This window comes from Streptomyces sannanensis, from assembly GCF_039536205.1.
Lineage (GTDB): Bacteria > Actinomycetota > Actinomycetes > Streptomycetales > Streptomycetaceae > Streptomyces > Streptomyces sannanensis.
Map to the genome: position 1 here is coordinate 4,588,966 of NZ_BAAAYL010000001.1, position 23,521 is coordinate 4,612,486.

Annotated in this window: 17 protein-coding genes and 3 pseudogenes; 12 read left to right on the forward strand and 8 right to left on the reverse strand. The window is 66.4% G+C overall.

Features of this window, described 5'->3' with window-relative positions; translation table 11 throughout:
- Nucleotides 1-101: 101 nt before the first annotated feature.
- Complete coding sequence (locus ABD858_RS21775) at nucleotides 102-839, forward strand: hypothetical protein (protein WP_345040175.1); 738 nt, start codon at nucleotides 102-104, stop codon at nucleotides 837-839.
- A gap of 37 nt (nucleotides 840-876) precedes the next feature.
- Here ABD858_RS21775 and ABD858_RS21780 read toward each other — a convergent pair whose 3' ends face one another.
- Nucleotides 877-1,059: a DUF6104 family protein gene (locus ABD858_RS21780; RefSeq protein ID WP_215025437.1), complete on the reverse strand. Its 183-nt coding sequence runs from the start codon at nucleotides 1,057-1,059 to the stop codon at nucleotides 877-879.
- A gap of 197 nt (nucleotides 1,060-1,256) precedes the next feature.
- Nucleotides 1,257-4,331: a VCBS repeat-containing protein gene (locus ABD858_RS21785; protein ID WP_345040180.1), complete on the reverse strand. Its 3,075-nt coding sequence runs from the start codon at nucleotides 4,329-4,331 to the stop codon at nucleotides 1,257-1,259.
- A gap of 265 nt (nucleotides 4,332-4,596) precedes the next feature.
- Between ABD858_RS21785 and ABD858_RS21790 the strand changes: the two genes are divergently transcribed.
- Nucleotides 4,597-11,451 (forward strand): polymorphic toxin-type HINT domain-containing protein, encoded by a 6,855-nt coding sequence (locus ABD858_RS21790; protein WP_345040182.1) that lies wholly within the window; start codon nucleotides 4,597-4,599, stop codon nucleotides 11,449-11,451.
- Between the two features lie 8 nt (nucleotides 11,452-11,459).
- The gene (locus tag ABD858_RS21795) at nucleotides 11,460-11,945 is read left to right on the forward strand and encodes a hypothetical protein (RefSeq protein ID WP_345040185.1); all 486 of its coding nucleotides are present in this window, start codon (nucleotides 11,460-11,462) and stop codon (nucleotides 11,943-11,945) included.
- 96 nt (nucleotides 11,946-12,041) lie between these two features.
- Here ABD858_RS21795 and ABD858_RS37155 read toward each other — a convergent pair.
- Nucleotides 12,042-12,149: pseudogene (locus tag ABD858_RS37155) on the reverse strand (tyrosine-type recombinase/integrase); the annotation flags it as partial.
- An 87-nt stretch (nucleotides 12,150-12,236) separates the two neighbouring features.
- On the reverse strand, nucleotides 12,237-12,641 hold the full coding sequence (locus ABD858_RS21800) for a nucleotidyltransferase domain-containing protein (protein ID WP_345040187.1): 405 nt from the start codon (nucleotides 12,639-12,641) through the stop codon (nucleotides 12,237-12,239).
- A gap of 805 nt (nucleotides 12,642-13,446) precedes the next feature.
- Between ABD858_RS21800 and ABD858_RS21805 the strand changes: the two genes are divergently transcribed.
- Entirely contained in the window at nucleotides 13,447-14,058 is a 612-nt protein-coding gene (locus ABD858_RS21805; RefSeq protein WP_345040190.1) for a hypothetical protein, read from the forward strand.
- 195 nt (nucleotides 14,059-14,253) lie between these two features.
- Here ABD858_RS21805 and ABD858_RS21810 read toward each other — a convergent pair whose 3' ends face one another.
- Both ABD858_RS21810 and ABD858_RS21815 read right to left on the reverse strand, forming a co-directional pair.
- Complete coding sequence (locus ABD858_RS21810) at nucleotides 14,254-15,576, reverse strand: tyrosine-type recombinase/integrase (RefSeq protein ID WP_345040192.1); 1,323 nt, start codon at nucleotides 15,574-15,576, stop codon at nucleotides 14,254-14,256.
- A pseudogene (locus ABD858_RS21815) lies at nucleotides 15,576-15,724 on the reverse strand (helix-turn-helix domain-containing protein). Before ABD858_RS21815 ends, ABD858_RS21810 begins: the two are co-directional and overlap by 1 nt.
- 792 nt (nucleotides 15,725-16,516) lie before the next feature.
- Between ABD858_RS21815 and ABD858_RS21820 the strand changes: the two are divergent.
- A complete protein-coding gene (locus ABD858_RS21820) occupies nucleotides 16,517-16,678 on the forward strand; it encodes a type II toxin-antitoxin system HicB family antitoxin (RefSeq protein WP_345040195.1) in 162 nt (53 codons plus the stop codon).
- Nucleotides 16,675-16,884 (forward strand): hypothetical protein, encoded by a 210-nt coding sequence (locus ABD858_RS21825; protein WP_345040197.1) that lies wholly within the window; start codon nucleotides 16,675-16,677, stop codon nucleotides 16,882-16,884. Before ABD858_RS21820 ends, ABD858_RS21825 begins: the two co-directional genes overlap by 4 nt.
- 304 nt (nucleotides 16,885-17,188) lie before the next feature.
- Here the strand turns inward: ABD858_RS21825 and ABD858_RS21830 are convergent, their stop codons facing one another.
- Entirely contained in the window at nucleotides 17,189-17,797 is a 609-nt protein-coding gene (locus ABD858_RS21830) for a hypothetical protein (RefSeq protein WP_345040199.1), read from the reverse strand.
- 320 nt (nucleotides 17,798-18,117) lie between these two features.
- Here ABD858_RS21830 and ABD858_RS21835 point away from each other — a divergent pair, with 320 nt between their 5' ends.
- Both ABD858_RS21835 and ABD858_RS21840 read left to right on the forward strand, forming a co-directional pair.
- Nucleotides 18,118-18,252, forward strand: a complete 135-nt coding sequence (locus ABD858_RS21835; protein WP_345040201.1) for a hypothetical protein — start codon at nucleotides 18,118-18,120, stop codon at nucleotides 18,250-18,252.
- A 69-nt stretch (nucleotides 18,253-18,321) separates the two neighbouring features.
- Entirely contained in the window at nucleotides 18,322-19,575 is a 1,254-nt protein-coding gene (locus ABD858_RS21840) for an ISAs1 family transposase (protein ID WP_345040203.1), read from the forward strand.
- Between the two features lie 860 nt (nucleotides 19,576-20,435).
- Here ABD858_RS21840 and ABD858_RS37160 read toward each other — a convergent pair.
- Nucleotides 20,436-20,543, reverse strand: a pseudogene (locus tag ABD858_RS37160) (tyrosine-type recombinase/integrase); the annotation flags it as partial.
- A 216-nt stretch (nucleotides 20,544-20,759) separates the two neighbouring features.
- On the opposite strand from ABD858_RS37160, the gene ABD858_RS21845 reads away from it, so the two are divergent.
- The 4 genes from ABD858_RS21845 to ABD858_RS21860 all read left to right on the forward strand — a co-directional run bounded on the left by ABD858_RS21845 (nucleotide 20,760) and on the right by ABD858_RS21860 (nucleotide 23,466).
- Entirely contained in the window at nucleotides 20,760-21,302 is a 543-nt protein-coding gene (locus ABD858_RS21845) for a HEAT repeat domain-containing protein (protein ID WP_345040205.1), read from the forward strand.
- A 524-nt stretch (nucleotides 21,303-21,826) separates the two neighbouring features.
- Entirely contained in the window at nucleotides 21,827-22,318 is a 492-nt protein-coding gene (locus ABD858_RS21850; RefSeq protein ID WP_345040208.1) for a hypothetical protein, read from the forward strand.
- A gap of 210 nt (nucleotides 22,319-22,528) precedes the next feature.
- Nucleotides 22,529-23,164, forward strand: coding sequence for a T6SS immunity protein Tdi1 domain-containing protein (locus ABD858_RS21855; RefSeq protein ID WP_345040210.1), 636 nt, complete (start codon nucleotides 22,529-22,531; stop codon nucleotides 23,162-23,164).
- An 86-nt stretch (nucleotides 23,165-23,250) separates the two neighbouring features.
- Entirely contained in the window at nucleotides 23,251-23,466 is a 216-nt protein-coding gene (locus ABD858_RS21860; RefSeq protein WP_345040212.1) for a DUF6191 domain-containing protein, read from the forward strand.
- The last annotated feature ends 55 nt before the right edge of the window (nucleotides 23,467-23,521 follow it).

The following is a 23,521-nucleotide window of genomic DNA, read 5'->3' on the forward strand; positions in this document are numbered from 1 at the left end:
TGACGCAACATATCGCGTCTTTCGATAGACACGATATATCTCGGTCACGTCAAGTCAAGGGCAGTATGTGAAAGCGGACGAATTGCCCTACCGTAAGGATCGTGTCCGGAGCCCTGTTGCTCTGCCGCGCCGAACCGGCCGAGGTCCGGCCCGCGGCTCAGCTGCTGCACGAGCGCATGGTCCTCGCCCCGGCGGGCGACGACTGGAGCGTGCTGGTTCCCGAGGGAAGGGCCTGGCAGAGCGGCTCGGAACCGGTCGACCGGGTGCTCACCGGCTGGGTGACGGCCCTCGCCGTCTCGGCGAAGCAGCCGGTTCTCGCGCTGTGGTGGGACCGCGACCGGGCCGGCTACATCCTGGCGTCCGGCTTCCGCCGCCCCGTCGGCTACGTCTGGCTCGCCGACGGCACCCCGGCGGGGGAGGACGAGGCGATGCGCACCTTCGCGGCCCGGCTCGGCCTGGATCCCGTCCTCGACATGGCCGCCCTGGAGGACCTGGCCCGGCCCGACGTGCAGGCCGACGCCCGCGCCCGGCTGCTCGGCCTGATCGCGGTCCTGACCCGCGGCGGCCTCAGCCTGCCGACGGGCCTCACCCCGGGTGATCCCGCCGACCACCTGCACCAGGAGGCGGTCGTCCAGCCTGGCGCGAGCCGGCTCGAACCCCGGCATGCGGTGCCCGCCCCGGACCTCCGCCTCCTGAGCGCGGCGGAAGTCGCGGTGGGCATCCCGCTCCTGGCATGGGCCCTGGTCCGCCGGAACCCCGGCTGGACCTGCGCGGGCGCGCTCCTGATCGCGCACGGCGCGCTGGCCATGGCTTACGGCCGGCTGTCAGCTTCCCGCTGACATCGTCTGCGGGGCGCAGGAGTCGGCCGCCGTGCCATCAGACGTCGTCGTCCTCGTCGTCGAGCCGTGCCAGCCAGGTGGCGAGTCGCTCGACCGGCACCTCGAAGTCCGGGTTCAGATCGACGAACGTACGCAGCTGCTCGGCGAGCCACTCGAAGGTGACCTCCTCCTCGCCGCGGCGCTTCTCCAGCTCCTCGATGCCACGATCCGTGAAGTACATCTTGTCGGTGCTCCTGGTGCAACGGTGTGGGGGACCGAGCCGTGGTGGCCGGTCCCCACACATCGTACGTACCGCGGCGCCGGTCGAGGGACGGTCCTGATCCGCATCGCGGGGCCGCGCCGTGACACACAGGTCGGGGCAGGCCGGAGGCCCGGCACCTCCACACGGCGGGTGCCGGGCCTCCGGTTCGGCATGAATCAGGAGATCGCCTTCATCGCCTGCCAGCCGCCGGTGCCGACCACGCTGGGCGTGCCGACGAGACCGGTCGCGCGGCCCGGGACGAACTCCAGGCCGGCCGTGGTGTTGGCCGTGGTGCTCCACAGGTCCGGCACACCGTCCGCGTTGGAGTCACCGGAGGCGGTGATCAGGGGACGTGCCGTGGTGGTCCAGCCGGTGGCGTACGCGGTGCGGTTCGCCGGATCGCCGAAGGCGGCGGGGTCGGTGCCGCCGTCCGGGACGCCGTCGCCGTCCGCGTCACCACGGCTCCGGCCGTGGTAGATCCACAGGTCACCGGTGGAGGTGTTGCGCGCGATGATGTCGGTGAAACCGTCACCGTCCACGTCACCCGGGGACGCCAGGGTCATCACGCCCCAGCCGCCGTTGCCGATCGGGTAGCCGGTCTCGACGGTGCCACCGGTGTAACCGGGCAGGAACCACAGCTGGTCGCCGACGACCGCGACGAAGTCGGGTGTGTAGCCCTCGGTGTCCGGCGTCAGGTCGCCGACGGAGATGATCTGCTTGATCGTCGCCGGGTCGAGGAGGTTGTCCTCGGCGTCCGGGAAGATGATCACCTCCTGCTTGGTGTCCTCCGTGAACTGGCCGATGCCGTCGTTCGGGTAGTAGTAGAGCTTCCCGTCGGACTTGCGGACGACCAGGTCCTCGTAGCCGTCCTCGGTCCAGTCGCCACGGTGGGTCAGCAGCGCGCCGTCCCAGCTGCCGTTGGAGCTGAGGACGACGTTCGTGGCGACGGCGCCGTTGCCCGTACCGCCGTACAGCAGCAGGTTGTTGCCTCCGGTGACGGCGAAGAAGTCGGGCATGCCGTCGCCGTTGACGTCACCGGGCTTGTCCGCGATGCCCAGGCTCTTGACGTAGAACCGGTACGGATAGATCAGGCCCGGGTTGCCTGCGGCGTCGAAGCTCTGCACGTACAGCGTGTGCGGACCGGGCGTCAGCGGTGTCACCGAGACGGTGACACCGCCTCCCGCGGAGGTCGGCTTCGCCTCGGTGATCGGCGGCGTGCGGTCCAGCGAGTACTTGTACTTGGTGACGTCGGCGACACCGCCCGAGCCCAGCGTGAAGTTGCCCGGGGTACGCGCCAGGGCGCCCTCGGTGTTCTCCGGGTAATCGGTCGAGGACACCGTGGGCATGACGGTCGGTCCGGCGGGGTCGAAGCCGAAGCGGCAGCCCGAAGCGCCCGTCGTCGGGGTCCAGTCCGAGGCGAAGGAGGCGTCCAGCGGGTCCTCGGCCTGGGCCTTCCAGGAGAACTGGCCACCGCTGGCGCCCTTGTGCTGGTCCAGCAGTGTCTTCGGGACCACCACGCTGGCCGTCGCACCCTTGGGGTCCGACGCCAGAACGCGGACCTTCTTCTTCACGTCGAAGATGATGCCGGGCGACACATCGTGCTTGCCGGTGGCCCACAGGTGGAACTGGACGTTGACGTCGCCGCCGTCCGGGTCCCAGACCTGGGCCTTGAGGGTCACATCGGTGTTGCCGACGGTCACATACGTGCTGCCGTTGCCACAGTCGTTACTGGCGGTCTTGGTGCTGGGGATGGTGTCCAGCGACCACGGGGGGTTGGGCTTCCGCTCGAACTCGACGATCAGCTTGGCGTCCGGCTTGAACTTCTTCCAGCTGTACGTGTCCTTGTTGTCCTCGGCCGTCTGCGGGGCACGCAGACCGAAGGTGATGTTGGACCACTTGTTCGCGGCGGCCTTGACGGCCGCATCCGTGGCGGTGAAGTCCACTGCCTTGTCCGGGCAGCCGTACGACTCGTTGCCGTGGGCGTAGTTCCTGCTGTCCTGCCGCGTGGACCAGGCCGGCTGGTTGTTCCATGTGGTCGAGGAGCTGATGGAGCCCGTCAGATAGAGCTCGACGGGCTTCGCGGTGCAGGACCAGGAGTGCGTCTCGGTGATCTGGAACTGGGCGTCGATGACCTTGACACCGGCCAGGGCCGTCGAGTCGATACGGAAGAACGAGCGGGCCGTGCCGCCGGTGGACGACTCGTAGCCCACGCGGGCCTCGCTCGTGGTGCCGCCGCCCCAGTTCGTCCCGTTCCAGTAACTCTGGGTCGGGTACGGCTTGTAGGCGATGGTCCATGCCTGACGCTGTCCGGTGAAGTACGGGTCGATGTACACCGGGTAGGTCGTCGACGGCGAGTCGAGCAGTGCCTGGTCCGGCACGAGCTGCAGCTTCGTGTCGGTCACCGCCACGTCCACTTCACTGACCTTGGCACCGGCACCGAGATCGGCGGATGAGCCGTCGGCGGGCGCGGCAGAGCTACGGCTCGCGGGCACACCGCTCGGGGGCATGGGGATGGTGGAGGAGTCCCACATCCGGGCCGTCGAGGTCGCGAACACGGTCTGGCCCGCCGGGTTGACCGCCGTGAGCGAGCCGCTCTCCGGGTCCTTCTTCAGCTCCAGACCGTCGGCCCGCAGCCCGAAGTCGATGGCCGCGAGCTCCGGGTTCTCCGCGGCCTGCGGCGTCTTGACCGTCAGGACCTGGCTGAACCCGTCCACGCTCGCGGCGACGGACAGGTCGACTCCCGGGAAGACCTCCGGGTATGTGGCCTTGGAACCGTCGAGCACCGGCTCGGGCAGCGGCTCCGGCCAGCTCAGCGAGAGCTCCCTGCCCTGGTCCTTGAGGACCACGAGCGGCGCCTCGCCGCCGGCGGAGAACGTCACGTTCCCGGCGGCGGCCTTGGGGGCGATACGGTCGCCGGCCGGGGCGAGGGTGGTGTCGACGGGCGTCCACTTGCCCTCGCGCTTCACCCGGACCGGAAGCGTGTGCTGAGTCAGCTTCAGCGTCCCGTTGGGCTGGGCGTACAGCTCGCTCGTCTCGCTGCGGGCGGACGTGACTTCGACGGGTTCGCCGGTGCGCTGTGCCGTCTCCAGCGCGTGTTCCTCCGAACCGGCCGGAGCTGCAGGGGTGTTGTCCTTGGCGTACGCCGTGCCGAGCGGCGTCAGCCCGAGCGTTCCGCCGACGAGAAGCGCTGCGAGTGCGGTGCGCGTGGAGCGACTCCCCGCCTTTCGTCTTCCTCTGGATCTGTGCGACATGTGCCGGGGTTTCCCCCGATCCCTTCTGTTCGATGACGTGTTCGGGCGAACAGTACACGTATATGACTGGTCAGAATTTGCCAAGTCATAGCCATCCCATGCCTTGTGACTGACTGTTTGCTGACTTGTTCAAGAGGTTGACGGTCATTTAGTGTCCCGATGATCAACTTTTCCTACTCCAGATCAGGAAGAACAGGTGCAACAACTGATGCGTCAGTTGCGCCATTTGGGACACTGGCACAGATCTGTGTCGTTTGTGGTGTTCATGGCGCTGCTGATCAATTTTGTGCCCGATGATCCGGCTGCGGCCGGCACGGGCAAGATGCGGCTGGAGGAGCTGCATCAGGAACGCTCGGTCTCCGGCCGTTCCTTCAAGGCCGAGCGTCGCGCGGTCAAGGATGAGGCGGCGAAGGACTGGCGGCCGTCCCAGGCCAAGGTTCCGGCCGGCGACTTCGTGGTCCAGGTCACGGGTGCTCGGGACGAGAACTCCCGCAAGACACAGACGAGTCCGCTGATCGCCGGGTCGGGGAGCGGGCTGGGCCAGGACCCTGCCCCGCTGGCTCCGTCTCCGGTGAAGCTGCGTCAGGTGGCGGCCGGCAAGGCCGACGCCAAGGCGGCGAAGGGCAGGACGGCTCCGGTCGGGACCGCTGCGCGTGTGGTGATGAAGGACCCCGCTGCTGCCCGCAAGGCGGGTGTGACGGGTGTGCTGTTCACTGCGGCGCCCGTCGAGGCTCCCACGGCCTCGCCGGTGTCCGGCTCCGTCGAGCTGGAGCTCGACTACTCGGGCTTCAAGGACATCTACGGTGGTGACTGGGGTTCGCGGCTTCGTCTGGTGCAGCTTCCCGCGTGTGCGCTGACCACGCCGGAGAAGCCCGCCTGCCGCGAGCGGACCGATCTGCAGAGCCGGAACGACGCGGCGGGCTCGACCGTCTCCGCCACGGTGGACCTTGATCGGGATCCGTCCGGTATGGCCACGCCTGCCGTTTCGGCTTCTGCTCCGATGGTGCTTGCGGCCACCGCGGCTGCTTCGGGTCCGGGTGGCAGCCATGAGGCCACCTCGCTGTCGCCGTCGGGTTCGTGGATGGCGGGCAGCTCTTCGGGTGGGTTCTCCTGGACGTACCCGGTCGAGGCGGCCGAGGTTCCTGGCGGGCCGCAGCCGGAGATCGAGCTGTCGTACTCGTCGCAGGCCGTGGACGGTCGTACCGCCTCGACGAATGCTCAGTCGTCGTGGATTGCCGAGGGCTGGGATTACGAGCCCGGTTTCATCGAGCGCAAGTACCGTTCGTGCTCGGACGACAAGGGCAATGGTGCGAACAACACGGGTGACTCCGGTGACCTGTGCTGGGGTTCGGACCAGGTGGTGATGTCGCTGGGGGGCAACAGCACCGAGCTGGTCAAGGACGACAAGACCGGCGAGTGGCGTCCGGCGGACGATGACGGTACGCGTATCGAGCGCAGGACGGGTGCGGTCAACGGCACGAAGGACGGCGAGTACTGGGTCGTCACGGGCACCGACGGTGTGCAGTACCACTTCGGTCTGAACACGCTGCCGAATGCACCGGCGGGTACGGTGACGAACTCGGCGCTGACGGTTCCGGTGTTCGGCAACCACCCGGGTGAGCCGTGCCACGCCACGGCGTTCGTCGACTCGGACTGCTACCAGGCATACCGGTGGAACCTCGACTATGTCGTGGACCCGCTGGGTGACGCGATGACGCTGTGGTGGAAGAAGGAGACCAACTACTACGGCCAGAACATGAAGGCCGACCAGAAGGCTCTCTACACCCGGGCCGCCTATCTGGACCGTATCGACTACGGTCAGCGTTCCACCACCCTGTTCACCGCGCAGCCTGCGGGGCGTGTGGCGTTCACGGTCGCGGAGCGGTGTATTCCGGATGCGGCGTTCGACTGTGCGGAGTCCAAGCGGACGGCGGCGAACGCGAAGTACTGGCCGGACACGCCGCTGGACCAGGAGTGCACGGCGAGTGTGAACTGCACGGACAAGTTCTCGCCGACGTTCTGGACGACGAAGCGGCTGGTGAAGATCACCACGCAGGTGCTGTCCGGGACCGCGCTGAAGAATGTCGACTCCTGGGCGCTGGAGCAGTCCTACCCGGCCACCGGTGACGGTACGTCGCCTGCCCTCTGGCTCGAGTCGATCACCCGCACCGGTTACGGCGCCGGATCTTCGGCGAGCATGCCGAAGGTCAGCTTCGCCGGTCTGCAGATGGCCAACCGCGTCGACGGCGTGGAGGGCCTGCCGCCCTTCTCCCGTTACCGCATTCACGCCATCGACACCGAGACCGGTGGCCGCATCGGGGTGACGTACTCGCCGCGCGAATGCTCGGCCCTGGCTCCGGTCAAGATGCCGGCCTCGCCCGAGACGAACACGCTGCGCTGCTTCCCGCAGTACTGGACGCCGAAGGGTGCGCTGAACCCGGTCAAGGACTGGTTCCACAAGTACGTGGTCACCCAGGTCCGCGAGGACGACCTGGTGACGGACGCTTCGGACAAGGTGACGTCGTACGAGTACCTGGGCGGAGCCGCCTGGGCCTACGACGACAGCGAGTTCACCGAGAACAAGCACCGCACCTGGTCGCAGTACCGCGGCTACGAGCAGGTCCGCACCCGTCTGGGTGAGGGCACGGATGTCAAGCAGCTGACCGAGCACCGGTACTTCCGCGGCATGCACGGCGACAAGCTGCCGTCCGGCACGCGCACCTCGGTCGTCGAGGACTCCGAGGGCGGTACCTACACCGACCTGCCGCAGTATCAGGGGCAGTTGCGTGAGCAGATCGTCTACGAGTCGGACGGCGGCGCCATCGACTCGGCGACGCTGACCACCCCGTGGTCGGTGAAGACGGCCTCGCGTGCTCGCACGGGCACCACGGCTCTCGAGGCGTGGATGACGCTTCCGGAGACGGTCAGGACGCGTGAGCGGGTCAAGGACGAGATCTGGCGGACCTCGACGGAGACGACCAAGTACGACAGCTACGGCCTGCCCTACGAGGTGGACGAGACGACGCCCGGTGGCAAGCGGATGTGCACCACCACCAGCTACGTCCGCAACACCAAGGCGTATCTGCTGGAGTCGGAGTCCCGCAAGCTGACCAAGCTGGGCGCCTGCGGCACCACCGGCGGTGAGGTCGTCGAGGACACCCGCACCCTCTTCGACGGACTCGAGTTCGGCGTCGCGCCCACCAAGGGTCTGCCGACCGAGGTGCAGGAACTCAACGCCGACGGCAACGGCTACATCACCATCGACAGGACCGAGTACGACGTCCACGGCCGCGAGACCGCGACCTACGACGGCGAGAACCACAAGACCTCGGTCACGTACACGCCGGCGACGATGGCCCGTCCGACCTCGATAACCTCGACGGACCCCCTCGGGTTCACCGAGACCACCGAGTTCGACGACGTCCGGGGTCTGCCGCTGGCCGAGATCGACCCCAACGGCAAGCGTGCGACCATGCAGTACGACCCGCTGGGCCGGCTGCTGAAGGTCTGGGAGATCGACCGTGATCCGGCGACCCAGACGCCGAACGCGATGTACGACTACACCGTGCGGCGTGACGGTCCCACGATCGTCACCACCCGGACGCTGAAGGACAACGGCCAGTACGCGATCTCCTACGAGATCCTCGACGGCCTGCTGCGCGAGCGGCAGACCCAGGACGAGGCCGTGGCAGGCGCCGGACGTATCGTCAACGACACCTTCTACGACAGTGTCGGTCGTGAGTGGAAGTCGAACGACGGCTACTTCAACGACCAGGAGCCGGCACCCGCGCTGCTTCAGGTCGGCGACAACGAGGTCTCCTCGCAGAACCGCACGACCTTCAACGGTCTCGGTGAGGAAGTCGTCGAGGTCAGCTACCACAAGGGCGTGGAGAAGTTCCGCACCATGACGGAGCGGGACGGCGACGTCTCGACCACCGTGCCGCCGAAGGGCGACACGGTCACGGCGGCCTTCGAGGACGCCGAGGGCCGCACCACGCGTCTGCGTGAGTACACCAACGACGCACGCACCACGTGGCGTGACACGACGTACGAGTACGACGTGTACGACCAGCTGGTGAAGATCACCGCCCCCGGCGGTGCGGTCACCGAGTTCGAATACGACGGTCGAGGAAGGCAGACCGCCGCCGTCGACCCCGACGGCGGACGGATCACCTACACGTACGACAACACCGACAACGTGGTGTCGACGACCGATTCACGCGGCAACACGTTGGTCACCACCTATGACGCGGGTGGACGTCCCACCTCGTTGCGCGAGGGCGGTGACACCGGCCCGAAGCGGGTCGAGTGGACCTACGACACCCTCGGCAAGGGCCTGCCGGTGGCGTCGATCCGCTATGCCAACGGCCGTGAGTACCGGAACGAAATCACCGCGTACGACACCGCCTACAGGGTCAAGAAGACGAAGACGGTCATTCCTGCCGAGGAGACGGGTCTGGGGGGTACGTACGCGTACGACTACTCGTACACGCCGACCGGCAATCTCGCCTGGGTCCAGGTGCCCGGTATGGGCGGCTTGACCACGGAGCGGGTGGTCTTCCGGTACAACTCGGATGACCTGCCGATTTCGATCACGGGTGCGTCGACGTACCTCAGCAATGTCGACTACTCGGCCTTCGGTGACATTCTGCGCACCGAGTCCGGTCCGCTGGGCAAGAAGGTCTACGGCTCGTACTACTTCGACGAGTTCACCCGCCGCATGTCGCAGGTGATCTGGGACCGTTCGGTGGCCCCGGGGCGGATCAGCGACACCCAGTACACCTACGACACCGTGGGCAACGTCACCAAGATCAAGGACACTCCGGGTGACGCCGCACCGGATGCGGGCAAGACGGACACCCAGTGCTTCGTTTACGACCAGCTGCGTCAGACGACCTCGGCCTGGACGGCCACGGACGACTGCGAGGCGGCGCCTTCCGCGGCGACCGTGGGCGGGCCGGATGCGTACTGGCAGTCCTTCGAGTTCGACGCTGCGGGCAACCGCACCAAGCTCGTCGAGCACGACCCGGCCGGTGACACGGCCAAGGACGTCACCCGTACCTACACCTACGGCAAGGCGGGCATCGGCGGACCGAACGCGCTGGCGGAAGTCAAGTCGGCCAGTCCGCAGGGCGAGCGGCTGAACACGTTCGCCTATGACAAGGCCGGCAACACCACCACGCGGGAGCACGGCGGCACCACCCAGACCCTGGAGTGGGACGTCGAAGGCCAGCTGAGCAAGGTCTCCGAGCCCGTCGAAGGCGGCGGCACCAGGACCACGTCCTACCTGTACGGGGCGGACGGTGAGCGGCTCATTCGCACGGGTGCGGACGGCAGCAAGACGCTCTACCTCGGCGAGGCCGAACTGACCGTCAGCGCCGACCTGACCCAGGTGAAGGCCGAGCGGTTCTACGCTCACCCCGATGGTGCCGTCACCGTGCGCGCCACCGGCGGTGTGCGGCAGATGATCCTTTCCGACCACCATGGCACCTCCAGCACGTTGGTGGACATGGTGTCGACCGGCATGCCGGTGACCCGCCGCAAGTCGATGCCCTTCGGCGAGGAGCGAGGCACGCAGCCACCGGCCTGGCCCGGACAGCGTGGCTTCGTCGGCGGAACTGTGGACAGGGACACCGGTCTGACCAGGCTCGGTGCCCGTGACTACGACCCGGCGACGGGACGGTTCATCTCGGTCGACCCCATGGTCGACTACAGCCAGCCGGCCACGATGAACCCGTACGCCTACAGCAACAACGCCCCGGCGACGTTCTCCGACCCGGAGGGGCTGTTCTTCGGGGTCGTGGTCGGTATCGCGGCCCGTGTCGCGATCCGGATGGCGATCCGTGCGGCGGCCCGCCGTGCGGCCCAGATCGCGGCCCGCAAGGCGGCCCAGGCGGCGGCCCGCCGGGCGGCGGCGCTCGCGCGTAAGCGCGCCGCGGAGCGTGCTCGCCGTGCAGCGATCAAGCGTGCGCGCGAGGAGGCCCGTAAGCGCGCCGCGGCCCAGCGAGCGGCAGCCAAGCGCGCCGCTCAGCGTGCGGCAGCCAAGCGCGCCGCCCAGCGCAGAGCAGCGGCCCAGGCCCGGGCGCGTACCCAGCGTGCCGCGGCGAAGAAGGCGGCGGCCAGGCGAGCGTCGGCACGCAAGGCAGCAGCCAGGCCGAAGCCCAGGGCGAAGCCCAGGAGCCAGCCGAAGCCGAAGCCGAAGCCGTCGCAGGCCAAGAAGCCGGCGCGCAAGGCAGCCGAGGAGGCCAGGTCCGAGGCCCAGGAACAGGCGTCGGACGCCATCCAGCAGCAGGTGTCCGGCTCGTGCCCGACGGAGACCGGGAACAGTTTCGTTCCCGGGACCATGGTGCTGATGGCCGATGGCAAGAAGAAGCCGATCGAGAAGGTCAAGGTCGGCGACAAGGTCGTCGCCACGGACCCGAAGACCGGCAGGACGCGGGTCGAGACCGTCTCCGCCACGATCGTCGGCCAGGGCAAGAAGCGCTTGGTCAAGGTCACCGTCCTCGGGGGCGCGAAGGACGGCGCCTCGTCGTCGGTCGTCGCCACCGAAGGTCACCCGTTCTGGGTGCCCGCCCTTCGCGAATGGGTGGACGCCGGGGACCTCGACCCGGGCGAGTCGCTGTGGGCGCGTGACGGAACCGAGTTGCGTGTCTCCGACGTTCAGGAGTGGACGCGTGAGGCGACCGTCCACAACCTGACGGTCACCGACACCCACACGTACTATGTGCTGGCTGGGGTCACGCCGGTACTGGTTCACAATTCCAACTGCCCCGTCTATACGGTAGGTGGGCCGAGGGTCCGTCCCGGGAAAGACATCGATGTGGATGCGGATGGCTTCGTCAATGCACCCACCGCCGCGGAATTGAAGTCTCTGGATGTGCAAGGCCTCTCAACATTTGACACGGTGGCAAATGCCAGTCGGGTCGGATTGAAGGGGCAGGTTCGTACTCCTACGGGACCCCTTTCGGACGGGTTGGGCATCATTGCCGACGGCAGAGGGGTGGGAGGTCCACGAGCGGTTGGTCACCACACCATCTATCCCACGCGGCGAATGTCGTTTGATGAATACGTGGGGCTAATCAAGGGCATGAATTGGGAGAATATCGGAAAGAAGCTATGAAAACGGGAATGAGCGACGGCGGGATGGATAAGTGGCGTGCCTTGGTGGCGGCTGAGCAAGAGGTAGCCCGGTGTCGTGCCGAGGTAAACCAGTTGCCCTCACGTGTGGAGTTGCTGACGAAAGCGATGTCAGGCAGCTCGGCGTGGGATCGGTCGACCGCTCTGACGTTCTTGCGCCTCTTCCCTGAAGATGTGCCGGAACTGCTCGAACTGCTGGTCGGATTGTCCCTGTCGATTGGGTGGGCGCAACCAGCCGGTGAAGCAATCCGAGCGGCGCGCAGGGAAATTGATCCCTCTCGACTCGCCGAGATGGTAGTAGGGCATCTGCCTGATGGTGATGCCGAGGACTATCTCAGGCTCGCCGACATGCTGGCCCACGTGGAGGCATGGGAAACGCTGGGCGTGGTGATTCAGAGGGCCCTCGAGAGCAGTGATCTGGAAATCCAGGAAGTTGCTCACGATTTCAATGAAAGTTACGGGGGAATGCTGCCCTAGCTGATTGTGGCGTGCAGCAGTAAATATCGGGAGTCCTCGCCAATGTGCAACAGGCGAGGACTCCCGAGTGCTTTGACGGCAACGCTGACGGCAACGTCAGCGGACGACGGCTGTGGCGGGTGGGGTATCGGGGCTGTCGTCGTTCTGGCCCAGGGCATGGCCTAATGTGTCGATGGCTTGGCGTTGGAGGCGGAGTCGGACGTGTAATGGCGACGTCGGGTATTGGAACTGTCCGAATGCCTCTTGAGTCGGCTGTTCGCCGCCGGGGTCGTCACGATCGGCAGGCCCGGATCAGAGAGCAAGGACAGTGTCCGGGTCGTGCAGGGGGCGGGCGCCGTCGGTGACGACTCGGCGTGTGCCAGGATCCACCGGGTCCGTCTGTGCCCAGTCGGGAGACCCGATGTTGATCTCGACTTCCAAGCCTGATGCTGTGGCAAAGCGTCGTTCGCTGATTGGTCCCCACGACTGGGTTCTGATCAGTTTGCCGAGGGCGAGCTTGTCGGCCCACGTGTTGTCGGAGTACTGGGACTCGTCTGTCGTGAGAAGGACGAGGTCGATGTCGGAGTCGGGCCGTGCGGCATTGCGAGCGCATGATCCGACAAGGAGGAGACCGACGACGTCGTGGCGGGCTGCAGCCCAGTGTGTGACACGGCCGATGATCGCCTTTGTTTCGGCAACCCGTTCCGGTGAGATCAAGGTTGGCCCCGATTCTTCAGCGGTGATCGCTGCTGTGTGAGGTGATGGGTTCACCCCGGTTTGTTCCGACGAGTGTCGGGCGGGGTCTTCGCGTGTTGCTGCGGCTGCGCCGGGTTCCACAGGCCCGGGAGGTGCGGTGCTTTGCGACACGGCGAACTCCGTTCTGCGGCAACACTCAGACGGTACCCCCACCAGACCGCCCTGGATCAGCCGAACAGCGATCACCCTGGATGGCCGAGGGCTCCGCACTCGCCAGCCCGAGGCTCCGACCGCACCCCAGCCGGATGACCAGCCGACGGACACCCCTTCTGGGTGCCCGAATTTGAAGGAGTGGGTGAAGGTCGGAGAGCTCAAGTCCGACATCGCGCTCCGGTCCCGTTCGGGCGCCGAGGTACGGATCGCCGGTATCAACGAATGGACCGAGCGAACCACCGTCTATCAACCTCACGGTCACCGACACGCACACGTGCTGTGTGCTGGCGTGGGCGACGCCGGTCCTCGTTCACAACAGCAACTGCAGGACCGCATCGAAATAAGAGGACATCACAGAACCCAAGGCCCGCATGAAGAATGTGCGGACGGACGTCGGTCCCGCGGAATTCGGAGAGAACCTTGAGGCTAACGGATGGACCCGCCTCGAAAGGGGGCCGAACATTGAATATCAGAAGGGTGGAGCACGGTACTTCCTGCGAAGCAAGGCCAAGACTGTCGAAGGGTGGACAGCGGACTACTACAGACCGGGATCGAAAAAGGCCGACATCAAGATCAGACTGGGGGATGACTGATGCTAGGCGAGGGTTCGCTCATGCCGGACCGTGACGGGTATCTTGCCATCCGCTCCCGTAGCGCGGTGACCTTCGATCTTGATGCCAGGTTCCCTGACCAGGTTTTCAGGGAGCGCGCGGGAGACTCGTTGTTCTGTGAGTTCGACGTGGTTCTCGCTCCGGAAATCTGGCCAGCGCTCTGCATGATGGCCCGGTGGCACGGAGACGACCATATCGAACTGCTAGTTCTCGAGCCGGACTGTGACGATTTCTATGTCTCCGAGGGGCTGGGATACCCGGCGGTGTCTCTGTCCGTCGAGGCCGGTGAGGACGACTACTGGGCTGCGATCGGCTTCGAGCCGGACGGCGACGCCCTGGGGTCGATCGCGATCTCGGCGAATGTCGTCGCGCTGACCGGAGCATCCGCAAAGTGGGGGTGCTGGGGTGATAGGGATCCCGAGGTGGCGGTATTCCAGGGATTCCCCGACGCGGCCGCGCGCAGTGAATGGTGCGCTCGGTTTGGACCCTTCCTGGACGTGTCAGGCGCGTTGGAGTCGTATCTTCCGATGGCTTTCGGCGGGCGGCCTGTTCCGGACACGTACGCCGCAGCCCTGACCGCCAACTATGGACCTCCGAGCGGTAGACGGCCGTAACGTCAGGGAGGGTCCCCCGGAGTTTCGGCGGGATGCTTCGTCGGCATCACGGGGACCAAGGCTCCTTGTCGAGTTCCACGATCCGGCCCAGGTGCTAAGCGCCGCACAGTAGTGCGCTTGTGCAATTTTGAAGCCCCGCCAGGTGGTACCTGGCGGGGCTTCTGCGTGGGGTGACGGCAGTAGTTGACGGCAACGTCAGCGGACGACTGCTGCGCAGGACGGCGGTTCGCCGCCGTCGGCACTGGCCGTCTTGGCGATCACCGGGCCGTCGAGGGCGGTGCTGAGGGTGTCGATGGCGTCTCGCTGGAGGCGGAGGCGGAGGCGGAGGCGGAGGCGGAGATGGAGTCGGACGTGGGTGTAGACGGTGGCGGTGACCCCGATGTGGGCGTGGCCGAGGAGTTCCTTGATCACGACGAGCTCGACGCCCTGTTCCAGGAGCAGAGTCGCGGTCGAATGCCGTAGGTCGTGGAAGCGGATGGTCCGGAGCTGCGAGCGGTGGAGGAGCCGGCGGAAGCTGCGGGTGAGGTTCGTGGGATCGAGAGCTCTATCGGTGGGGGTGGTGAAAACGGGGCCGCTGCCTGTCCAGCCTGTTCCGGTTGCCCTGCGTTCTTCCTGCTGTCGTTCCTGGTGGGTCTTGAGGGAGTTGATGCATTCGGTGGGGAGAGCGATGCGGCGTTCGGAAGCGCGGGTCTTGGTGTGAAGGATGGTCAGGCCGCCGGTGGGGGTGCGCTGGACGCTGGCGGTGCCGCCGTCGAGCTCGAGGTCTTCCCAGTGCACCCCGAGGAGTTCCCCCTTACGGAGCCCGGTGCGCAGGGTGAGTTCGTACAGGGAGTGCAGACGGTCGTCGCTGGCCGACTGGAGGAACCGCCGGGCTTCGGCGGCGGTGAGGGGCTGGAAGCGTCTGGGGCGGGGCGTGGTCGTCTTGACGTTGCGGGCGACGTTGCGCGGCAGTTCGTCCTCGCGGACAGCGTGTTCCAGGGCGGACTTGAGGACCGCATGGACGTACGTCACGGTCAGCGGAGACAGGCGCTTTTCGCAGCACAGGCCGATGGCACAGCAGCGCCGCCGGTCCGCGTCCCGTTCCTGGGCGCAGCACTGGCAGGTGGTGCGGAGTCCGTCGAGGAAGGTGCGGACGTCGCGGGTGGTGAGCCGGGCGAGCTTCTTTGCCCCGAGGCCGGGGTTGAGGTGGAGGCGGATGGAGGTCTCGTAGCGGGTGAGGGTGTTCTCCCGAAGGTGGTGAACGGCGACGCCGTCCAGCCAGTACGTGAGGTAGGCGCTCACGGTGCTGTCGGCCGCTGCGACAGGGAGGCCGCGGTTGCTGGCGGCGATCTTTTCGGTGAGCTTGGTCAGCGCTTCTTTACGGGTGGTGCCGTAGACGCGGACGCGCTTGCGGGTGTTGCCGAGGGCCAGCACGTATCCGGCGGCTTCCCAGCGTCCGTCCTTGCGCTGGTAGACGCTCCCGTCCCCGTTGGCACGGGCGCGGGAGCGGCGGGGCGGAGCGGGGCGGGAGGTGGTCATCAGGCGGCTTCCTGTTCCAGGCAGTGCGGATGAAGTCGGTGAGCGCGTGGGTGGGGATGCGGCGGGCGCGGCCGAGGGCGATGGAGGCGAGTTGCCGGGTGCGAATGAGGTCATAGATGGCGGTGCGGCCGAGTTGGAGGCGTTCCATGACCTGGGTGACGGTGAGGAGTTCGGTACCGGCGGTCACGCGACGGCCCCCGCCCGGACAGCACTGGTCAGCCGATCAGTGGAGTGACCGACCGGGTGACCGGCGTGGTCACCAGAGTGTTCCGAGCACCGGGTTCGGGTCGGTTGTTCGGGTCGGGTCTGTCGCGTCGCGGCCAGGAGGTCGGCGAGGTGTTCGAGTTCGGGCAGAAGGCCGGCTCCGGCGTACTGCCAGTGGGAGATGACCAGCGTTTTGTCCGAGTCCACGCGCTGACCTGCGATGTTGCGGTGACCGGGGGCCAGGTCGGTGGAGTGTCCAGCGCGGTCACCGACCGGACTGCCGTCCGTTTGACCGGCCTGCGTCTGAGCCGGGGCTGGGGTCTGGGTGTCGGGTCGACCGGTTCGCCAGGCGGTGCGTTCGGCTCGGAGGTGGGCGAGGGTGGTGGAGTAGTGGCGGGTGCGGGGCTCGGAAGCCGAGCATGTGGGTCCATTGGTGCAGGCGGAGGTGGACTCCTGACGGAGCAAGTTGTCGCCTACGACCGTCCTACGGCCGGATCGCAGGCACAGGGCCGGCCAGGGGGCCGCCCCTCACGCCCGTCGCCGGGCTGGTCGAGGGCGGCGGCCGGCGTCGCCTCCGGCGGGGAGTCGTCCCCGACCGCGCGTCGCGAGGGGCTCACCACGTGCGGCGGTCCGCGGCCGGAAAACCTCTGACGCCGCCACCCGGCATGCCAGACTTTCATCTATGACGCACGCACTGCATCTGACCGCCGCGGTCATCCGTGAGGATGAGTAGTACGTGGCCCGCTGTCTCCAGGTGGAGGTCACCAGCCAGGGGGAGAGCATCGAAGAGGCCCTGGCCAACCTCCGCGAGGCGCTGGAGCTGTACTTCGAGGACGCCCCCGCCCCCGAAGGCGTCGCCGACGTGATCACCGCGCCGGTGGAAGTCCGCGTCGCATGAGCCCCGCCGTCCCCCACGGCCTGGTCGGCACCGAGATCGCCAAGGCGCTCGAACGCGCCGGCGTCGGCCACATCGCGACCCGGGGCAGCCACGAACTGGACGGCGGCCAGTACGTGGAGCGGACCACCGCACTCGCGGATGCGACCACCCACCTGGATGCCCCGTTCCCTGTTGCAATCGATCCGGCCGGACTCTCTCGCCAGTAGTTGCCGTCTGACGGCAACGCTGACGGCAACCGGATCCGTCAATGGCGTACACCAGCGGACTTCCACGGACTCACCGAACGGCGTTGACCTGCGAAAAAGCAGGTAGAGGGGCGCTGCCTAGCACACGTACCATGTGCTGGCGGGGGCTACGCCGGTCCTCGTCCACAATGCAGGAGGGCGTAATGTACGCGGGCCGAAAGATCCTCTGAATTTCGGGAGCAACTACACCGGGCGCGTCGACAGATTTGATATCGGCATGCGTTCTCGGCGTTCTCTCAGGCCGAGACCGAGAGTTAACGCCGCCTCAGATGGTCGGGGTGTCGTCAACAATCGGCCTGTGAATCTCAACGACCGGCTTCCACCCCGCGGAGAACTCGATGAAGTCTGCACGGGTGGGGTAGGTGTCGATCGCGCGACGGTCACGCTTGGGGCTGTCGCTCCCCTTGCGCCCCCGGGGAATCTGCTCCTCGAAGATGTCGACCTTCACGTCGGGAACCTCCTTGAGGCTCTGGCGCCAGATCTGCACGATGTCGGCGCCGAACGCCTGCCGGGCCGCAGCGTAAAGGGCCGTGAGGGCCCCCTTGTCCCCACCAGGGACGAAAAGTGCCAGGTCCAGCACGACACCGGCGGACTGGAGGACCTCGATGGTCACCGAGCCGTTCTCGTCGGCCAAGTAGATTCCGGCTTCATTTTCGTCGTCGGGAAGGCAGGAGACCTCTTCCTGGAATACGGTTCTCGCCGTGATCGAGCCGCCCTCGAAATCCTCACCGGACTTGGTCAGAAAAGCAGGGACATAGCAGTCGGGAAGCTTGAGTTCTGCCGTTTCGGCGGAAACGAAGAGCCTGTCCTTCACGCCGAGCTTCGTCACCTCTTCCAGTGAGAGGCGGCGAGCGGCGATCTTCTCCGTGTTCACGATTTCCCTTTCAGGTTGCACTGTCCCTCCGAACAAGGACGCTACCACGAAACCCTGAGGTCAACTGCCCAGTAATCTTTGGGTAAATGGCCTCCGACGACCTGCACGGGAGGATACCGAAGCGAGTGCCACTCGGTCGGGAACACGCATCCGCCAGGTAGTGTCCCTCGTCATGGTGTTGGGGATCAACTGGCGGTTGCATTTCGGTGCGTTGGGTAGCGCGGAGGAACCAAAAGAGAGCTTACGGTAGATATCACCCATATCGCCTTCGGGGAGGTGGTGGCGAGGTAAGGCGATCCATTCGTCGTGCATCTCGAAGAGTGCAGCGGAAACCAACCGGATGGTCCGACAACGCAACAACGGAGACCCTCACCGGCAACATCTGCATGGAGCGCGAACCGGAAGTCGCGTACTACCGCGCCCTCTTCGGTCAGGACTTCGGCGTAGTCGGATGACGCCCAGTTGCTGACGTCTCGTCATGTTGGGCGGGGTTCGGTACACAGCAGGCACGGACGTCCGCGATCATGGATTTCTCTACGCTCTGTGACCTTGGACTGCCCGTGCCTGCCGACGCGTCATCTCTGATCTCCCCTGCCTTTGAACAGCTCAGACCGCATCCAAAAGTGTCCGGGAGCGATCTTCCGGATCTGCTGGAACGCCTCGCGCAGGTCCCGGACCCGCGGGATCCGCGGGGAGTACGGCACCCTCTCGTGACGCTCATGGCACTGACGGCCCGCGCGGTCCTCGCCGGAGCGCGATCCCTGCTCGCGGTGAGTGAATGGGTGGCCGACGCACCGCCGGCCCTGCTCGAACGGCTCGGCGCCGTCGACCCGCTGGTCCCGAAACGGTCCTGGCCCGCGGAATCCACGATCCGGCGACTGCTCGCCAGAATTGACGCGGACGCCCTGGACCGGGCGGTCGGAGCCTGGCTCGCGGACCGGCAGACCAGGGGACAAGGGCTGCGAGGGCTCGCGGTCGACGGGGGGTCGCTGCGGGGTGCGGCCCGCGCGAAGGGACGGAAGATTCACCTCCTGGCCGCCTGCGACCACGTGAACGCACTGGTCCTGGCCCAGATGGATGTCGGTGAGAAGACCAACGAGATCACCCGCTTCCGGCCTCTGCTCGACACCCTCGAGGATCTGGCCGGCACAGTCGTCACCAGCCACGCGATGCACACCCAGCATGACCACGCCGTCTACCTGCTCGACCGGCAGGCCCACTACATCGTGATCGCCAAGCGCAACACGAAGAAGCTCCGTCGGCAGCTCAAGTCCCTTCCCTGGACGCAGATCCCACTGCAGGACAGGACCTGTGCGACCGGTCACGGCCGCCAGGAGATCCGCCGGCTGAAGGTGTGCACGGTCAACAACTTGCTCTTCCCCGGCGCCCGCCAGGCCGTCCAGATCGTCCGCCGCCGCGTCCACCGCAAGACCGGGAAGATCAGCCTCAAGACCGTCTACGCGGTCACCAGCCTCACCGCCGAGCAGGCCAGCCCGGCTCAGCTCGCCCGACTGATCCGAGGGCACTGGACCGTCGAGGCCCGGGTTCACCATGCCCGTAGCTCCATTGCGTTGACCAGCTGGGCATCGATGTCGATGCTGTGCACGGCCAGCCGCACCATGCGTCGCCGTGCCCGTCGGCGCCGTTGCTCCCGGCGCTCGTGCGCGACCAGGTACGGGCGGACCGGCCCGATCACCTCACCTCGCAGTACCGGGGAACCCGATGCGCGGGGCGGACCTGCGGTCGACCCCTCCACGCAGAGGCCGGCGGCTTGCTGATCTGGTCCGCGATGGCGGCCCGGTGCGAACCAGAGCAGCCGTGACGGCTAACGGAAAGATGGGATTCCGGATCGAATTCGATGATCGAAGTGGGGCTCACATCAACGTGTGGGCAGGCAAGGAGAAGGGTCCGCACTTCCAGTTCAATGCCACTGAGACGACCGTGACGAAACTTCAGGGTCTGCACGGATGCGGTTGATGGAGGAATGGTTTGTCTGGTGATTATTGGGAAGAAGAGGTATTTTCCGTGCCGCCTCTAGCTGCCCTGAGGAAAACAAACGCGTCAGATGTATTTGATTGGCTGGAGCTCCATTTCCCTTTCACGGGAGGGAAGATCGATTGGCGTCGCGTGGGTGGGAGGCACAAGCATTGGAGAATCGATGATGAGCAGCTGCTCGCAGCGAGTGCATCCAGGGAAATCTGTGCACGAATCAGGCCAGGCTCTGCAGTTGAGCATGTGGGAGACGGGCTTTCGCCCTACGGCGTGCGTTTTACTGGGGGTGAGGCCGCTTCGGTCACGGCTGCACTTCTTGAGGTGCCGGAGCATCACTACTTCCTCGCAGGGGATCGAGCGTGGATTGTGGTGGTCTCCTTTGAAGGTGACTTGGATGTTTTGGATCGAGTCGGCACTTGGCTAAGCTCCGGGAGCGACTAGAGGTGAGGTGCGTAAAGGTCGCGTGGGAACACGACTGAGCGCGCATGGGTTGAGGCGCACGCCAATTCTTGATGGGCCCGCGATTCGCCGCACGGGGTGCTTGGAGTCGCAGAGTCTGCGGCTTTCATTCTGAGTCAAACGCCTCTGGGGCCCACCGCTATGCGATGGGCCCCAGAGGCGTTTGACGGCAACGGTGACGGCAACGTCAGCGGACGACTGCTGCGGTGGGTGGGTTGTCGGGGTCGTCGTCGGTCGGGCCGAGGGCGTTGCCGAGGGTGTCGATGGCCTGGCGCTGGAGGCGGAGCCTCACGTGTAATGGCGGCGTCGGGTATGGGAACTGTCCGAATGCCCTTTGAGCCAGCCGTCCGGTGCCGAGGTCGTCACGCTCGGCAGGCCCGGATCAGGGAGGCAAGGACGGCATCCGGGTCCCGCCTCCTGTGGGAGGCGGGACCCGCAGTATTCCGGGTCTTCGAAGTTGAACGCTGCGCATCAATTAGAGAATAGCCCGATTTGGAAGGATGGGCGACCGGTGAATTTCCCGAAAGACGAAAACTCTCAGGTCGATCTAGTGGAATCACTTGTGAACGGGTTCCTCGCGGAACAAGATGCCAGGTCCATTGCGGCCCAGTATCCCGAGGTCGCTGGCTCCATTGTTTCCTGGATTCGCGAAGCCGCTCACATGGGAAACTGGGCCAGGGTTGGGAGGTTCGCCAACTTGGCCGCTCCTCTGCGGGTGGTGGGCCTTGGTGGAGTTCTTCAAGAGATCTTTGATTCAGATGTGCAGGGATCCAACGAAGAAGATCTCGTGGATATTTTGGGTGAGATCCAGGCGGCAGACGCAGTGGCCTGCCTGTTTCGCGTAGCGGAACGTTCGGCAAGCAAGGATGCGCCGGCGTACTGGCTGTGCCAGAAGGTGATCTCCTCTCTGGGCGAGATTGGCACGCCAGAGGCACTCGAGCGCATTCGCCGCATGACAGCCTCGCCATGGCCCGACGCTGTCCGATGGCACGCCGCTGTCGAACTGGAGATTGAAGAGGAACTCGGGTTCGATGAGGATCGAATGTTGGGATAGCGCGTCGCACCCCGCCCCGGTCTGCTGAGCACGCCCGGCCGCCCCGACCACCCCGTGGTCGGTGAAGACCGCCTCGCGCGCTCGCACGGGCACCCCGGCTCTCGAGGCGTGGGTGACGTGTCCGAAGACCGTCAGGACGCGTGAGCAGGTCAAGGACGAGTCCTGGCGGACCCGGACGGAGACGACCAAGTACGACCGCTACGGCCTGCCGGACGAGGTGGACGAGACGACGCCCGGTGGCAAGCGGATGTGTACCACCACCAGCTACGTCCGCAACACCAAGGCCGCCGGCTGTTCGTCCAATCCGGACGGGTGTGCCGAGCGGGATGTGGAGCGCCAGGTGGGCCGGGGCCCGCGAGCGGTGGTCTTCACCAGGGCGTTCGGATGGCGGGCCAAGATGTGGGTCGAGATTCCCGTCTGCGTGAAATGCCAAGCGCGGTACGGGAAGAACCAGTTCCCGCCGGACGTCACCTATGGTCCGGGTGGCAAATGGTCGCAGCGACGAAGGGCAAGGGAGGTGCCAGGTGAGCGAGAGCCTGGCGGAGATCGAGATTTCGCGTATCGGGTGGAGCGACTTCCACACGCTGGGTGATCGGTCCGAGAACGTTCCGGGGGCTTTGCGGCGCCTGCTGGCAGCAGGGACCGAGGATGAGGCCATGGGCGCCTACTGGGAGCTCGAGAACGTCGTGGTCGTGCAGGGGCAGTTGTACAGCGCGGCCCTGCCGACGCTCTCGGTGCTGCTGGCCGCACTTCTCGACGATCTCTCGGTGGATGCCCGTGACCTGGTCATGGAGTTGATCTACCAGATCGTCGCGGGCGAGGCCGACGAGGAGGAGGCGGCCCGGGGCAACAGCGATCTGGGCGACCGGTGCCGGGACAGTGCGCGCAGCGGACTGTGGCCGATCTACCGGGAATTGGGCACCCGACGCCGCGAATCGGCCGAGGCCGTCCTGGAGCGGATCGAGACCGACAAGCAGCGGCTCAACGCCTACTTGGCTGGTCTGCGAGGCAAGTAGAAAGGCGCTGAGGCCGGGGCCCGGGAACGAACGGTGGAACGACTCCGTGATCGCCCGGGAGCACCTCGCACGGCGGGTGCACTACGAGGGCGACTCGGCCTCCTACATGGAGATGATCCTCGGCTGCTTCCGGCACGCGGACAAGCGGGTCGTCCTTGCATAGCGTCGGCAGCGGCAGCGTGGTCCGTCAGAATCGAGCAGGAGAGAAGAATGTCGCTTGAGGTCCTCCTTCACCGCTTTCCGGAGACGGGAACCCCCGAGCCGGGCAGCGGCGGGCGTGATGTGCCCGAACCGCTGGCGGGTGTCTTCGAGAGGATGGCGGGGAGGACCCTCGCGAACGGCTTTCTCCGGTTCCACACGCCGGACTCGGCTCATGAGTCGTACGCGGCATGCGCCAGGATGATCGAAGGGCTGGAGGGGCGCTACTTCCCCTTTGCGTTCGACTGGATGGGCCGCGAGCTGCTGTTCGACATCCGTGAGCCGGGCCGGCGGCCCCGGTACGTGATCGCCGTCGATCCGGCCGAGGGTGAGTACCTGCGTACCGACCTGAGCCTGGACGAGTTCTTCGTGGCGGTCGCCGACGAGGACGAGGACGCGCTCGCCTTCCCCTATTTCGAGGAGTGGCGGGCCACCGACCCCGGATCGGGACTGCTCGGGTTCGACCAGGTGGTCGGCTACAAGGTGCCGCTGTCGCTGGGCGGCGAGGACTCGGTCGCGAATATGGAGCTCACCGCTCGCAGGGTGTACTTCGAACTGTCCACCCAGATCGCCCTCCAGATCCGCGATCTGCCGGAGGGCACACCCATCAGCGGTGTGACCGTCGCTCCGCCCGAGCCAGAGGCGTAGGGTTGCAGGGCCGAACGCCCTTGCCGGACAGTCGTCCGGCAAGGGCGTTCGCCGTCAGTTCACCAGTCCGTCCCAGGGGGTACGCGATGTTCGGCGCCTTCGACCAGCTCTTCGCTCCGAGCCGGCGCCATACCGAAGAGGAGCGCCGCCGCCAGGAACTCGTCCTCGAGGAGGCCGGCGACGCCGATCCCGGGCGGGGGCCGATAGATCTGAGCAGTGGGAGCGTGGTGATCCGGCTTTCCGCGGCGTCGCGGCAGAAGCCGGACGAGGAGGAGAGCCCCGGCCCCGAAGAGAACGCATAGCACGCACAACGCCGGAGGGCCCGGCCCGCGGTGATCGCGGGGCCGGGCCCTCTGG